Origin of the sequence: Paenibacillus sp. EKM206P, from assembly GCF_011066155.1 — a bacterium.
Lineage (GTDB): Bacteria > Bacillota > Bacilli > Paenibacillales > Paenibacillaceae > Paenibacillus > Paenibacillus polymyxa_D.
The window spans coordinates 1-3,918 of sequence record NZ_JAAMNQ010000036.1 but is presented as its reverse complement, the minus strand read 5'-3'; the positions used below and the strand labels follow the sequence as shown (position 1 = coordinate 3,918).

1 protein-coding gene is annotated in these 3,918 nt (G+C 54.2%); it reads left to right on the top strand.

Annotated elements, in window-relative coordinates; genetic code table 11:
* The coding region (locus G9G53_RS25515) for a non-ribosomal peptide synthetase (RefSeq protein ID WP_165150864.1) at positions 1–3,918 on the top strand (3,918 nt) is incomplete at both ends.

Here is a 3,918-nt window from a genome sequence, read left to right as displayed (position 1 = left end):
AAGCAAGACCTGATCAACCACATTATCGTGTTTGAAAACTATCCGGTGGAGGAGCAGGTCGAGCAACTTGGCGAAGGTGCAGCGTCGGATTTTGAAATTCGCAATGCCGGCATGATTGAACAAACCAACTATGATTTCAATCTGGTCGTTATGCCGCAGGAAGCGATGAAAATCCGATTTGAATACAATGCGAAGTTATATGATCGTGAAGCTGTTGAACGGACTCAGGGCCATCTGATACAGCTGTTGGAGCAGGTGGTAGCGAAGCCGGACATTCGAGTGCAGGAGCTGGATATGGTAAGTGAGCAGGAGCGTGAGCAAATTCTCACCGTATGGGGCAATACAGCTGCTGAGTATCCAAGCGAGCAAACGATTCATGGCTTGTTCGAGACACAAACGGCGCAGACACCGGAACAGCCAGCGTTGTTCTTTGAAGGAGAGCAGCTGACCTATCGCGAGCTGAATGAACGTGCGAATCGTCTGGCGCGCACCTTGCGTAGTCAAGGCGTGACGAAGGATCGACTGGTGGGTCTGATGACCGAGCGTTCGGTGGACATGATCGTGGGCATCTTCGGGATTTTAAAAGCCGGGGGCGCATATGTACCCATCGATCCGACCTATCCAGAGGAGCGTATCCGCTACATGCTGGACGACTCGGGTGCGAAGCTGTTGTTAACGCAAAACCATCTGGTTGATAAAGTGGCTTTCGACGGTAGCGTGCTGGTGCTGAATGGGGCACAGGGTGTGTATCACGAGGATGGTTCCAATCTGGAGCCGTTGTCTGGTCCGAACGATCTGGCCTATGTCATTTATACGTCAGGTACGACGGGGCAGCCGAAGGGTGTTATGTTGGAGCATCGCGGTCTATGCAATCTGAAAACGTATTTTGATCAGACGCTCAAGATCCGCACGTCGGATCATACGTTGCTGTTTGCTAGCTATTCGTTTGATGCGGCTTGCTGGGAAATCTTCCAGGCGCTGTTCTGCGGAGCCACGTTGTATGTACCAACGTCAGAGACGATTTTGGACTATGAGAGATTCGAACATTATATGACAGAACATCAGATTACGGTGGCGACGTTACCACCGACCTATGCGGTGTATCTGGAGCCGGAGCGGATGCCATACCTGCGTGTTCTGTTCACTGCGGGTTCAGCATCCTCAACAGAATTGGTATACAAGTGGAAGGATCAGGTGGCGTACTACAACGGCTACGGTCCAACCGAAAACTCGGTGGCGACGTCCGTCTGGCCGGTATCCGAGGACGAGAGAGCAGGACAACTCATTTCCATCGGACGCCCTATACCGAATCATCGGGTGTACATGGTGGATGTGCATGGACATTTGGCTCCGGTAGGCGTGGCGGGTGAACTGTGCGTGTCCGGTCCGGGTCTGGCCCGTGGTTATCTGGATCGCCCAGAGCTGACGGCTGAGAAATTTATACCAAATCCGTTTGCAGCTGGTGAAGCCGGCTACGAACGAATGTACCGTACGGGTGACTTGGCCAGATGGATGCCAGACGGCAACATTGAATATTTGGGCCGGATCGACCATCAGGTGAAAATCCGGGGTTACCGGATCGAGCTGGGCGAAGTCGAGGCACAAATTTTGAAAGTGGAGGATGTACAAGAGGTCATCGTACTGGCCCAGGCGGACGAACAGGGGCAAAACCAATTGGTGGCGTACTATGTTGCTGAAAGGGAAGTGAGCGCTGGTGAGCTGCGCAGCTTACTGGGCGAGGAGCTTCCAAACTACATGGTGCCTTCGTATTTGGTACAGCTGGAGCAGATGCCGTTGACACCGAACGGTAAAATCGACCGCAAGGCACTGCCAACACCGGAAGGCAACCTGCAAAGCGGAGCTGATTATGTCGCACCGCGGACGTGGGTAGAAGTGAAGCTGGCGCAAATTTGGCAGGATGTGCTGGGTCTGGCGCAGGTCGGTGTGAAGGAAAACTTCTTCGAGATTGGCGGACACTCGCTGCGGGCGACGACGCTGGCCTCGAAAATTCACAAGGAGCTGAACAAGCCGCTTCCACTGCGCAGTATTTTTGAAGCGCCAACGATTGAACAACTGGCAACGGTCATGGAAGGTTTGGATCAAGTGGCGTATGCGTCCATTCCGGTAACGGAAGAACGCAGCTTCTACCCGCTTTCCTCGGCGCAAAAACGACTGTTTGTGCTGCATCAGTTCGACCCGAATGATGTGAACTACAACATGCCGTCAGTGCTGCAAGTGAGTGGTCCGCTGGACGTGAAGCGAGTGGAGGACGTGTTCCGTCAACTGGTCGCCCGCCATGCGACCTTGCGCACTCGCTTTGAGCTGGTGGACGGTGAGCCGATGCAGTGGATCGAGGATACTGTACCATTTGTGGTGGAATATACGAAGGTACAGGCCGAAGATAGGACTGCGCATACAGACATGGCCGCAGATATGGTAGTCAGCCCAGAAACGCAGGCATTGGTACGCCGCTTTGTCCGTCCGTTCGATCTGCAAGCTGCTCCGTTGCTGCGGGTAGGCTTGGTAGATTTGGGCGTACAAGGAACCGAGCAGGAATCGCAGCATTTACTCATGCTCGATATGCACCACATCGTCTCGGATGGCGTGTCCATGGGAGTACTGACCGATGAATTTGTCCGCTTATATGACGGTGAAGAGATTTCGCCATTGCGTATACAGTACAAGGATTATGCGGTATGGCAGCAAAGCGAAGCCCATCAAGAGTGGATGCAACGTCAGGAAGCGTACTGGCTCGACACCTTCCGGGGTGAACTGCCTGTATTGGATCTACCGACAGACTTTGCCCGTCCGTCCGTACGAAGTACGGCAGGCGATACGGTGGTGTTCGGGCTGGAGCGCGAAGCTAGCGAACGCCTGAAGGAACTGGCGGCGCACACAGGCTCCACGCTGTATATGGTGCTGCTGGCGGCGTACACCGCGCTCTTACACCAATACAGCGGGCAAGAGGACATCGTAGTCGGCACACCGATTGCCGGACGACCGCATGCAGATTTGGAACCGATCCTCGGGATGTTCGTCGGTACGTTGGCATTGCGGAACTATCCGACAGCGGAACATACCTTCCGCAGCTACGTGGAAGAAGTGAAAGTTTGTGCTCTGCAAGCCTATGAACATCAGGACTACCCATTTGAGGAACTGGTGGAAAAGCTAAATGTGAAGCGGGATATGAGCCGCCATCCGCTGTTCGATACGATGTTTACCCTGCAAACCACTGAGGAAGGCGAACTGCAACTGGCAGACCTGAGCTTCCGTCCATACGGCCTGGAACAAACGCCAGCGAAGTTTGATTTGACGCTGGAAGCCAGAGAGGAAGAGGCGGGTATCCAGTTCGGATTGCAGTATGCAACTGCGTTGTACGAGCGCGAAACGGTAGAACGGATGACGCGTCACTTTGTTCGCTTGGCCGAAGCCGTGGCGGCGAACCCGGATGCGAAGCTGGGTGAGCTGGAGTTGATTACGGCAGAAGAAACCGAGCAGATTCTGAAGGTGTTCAATGATCCGAATGCGCACAGCCTGCTTGGAGCATCACAAGGCCGTTCGCTCAGCGAGCGCTTTGAAGAGCAAGCGAAGCACAACCCTGAGCGGGTAGCTGTTGTGTCTGGGAACACCGCGCTGACCTACACTGAGCTGAATGAGCGTGCGAACCAATTGGCTCGTGTGTTACGAGCGGAAGGGGTCGAAGCAGATCAACCGGTTGGCGTATTGCTGGAGCGTTCTGCGGATATTCTGGTGAGCATTTTGGGGGTACTGAAGGCCGGAGGCGCGTATGTGCCGATGGATACGATGTATCCGCAGGAGCGCATCGACTACATGCTCCAAGACAGTGGGGCCAAGGTCGTGATTACAAGTAGAGTTGCCAACCTGTCGCTCAGCTTGCCATCCACAGTTCGAGCTGTA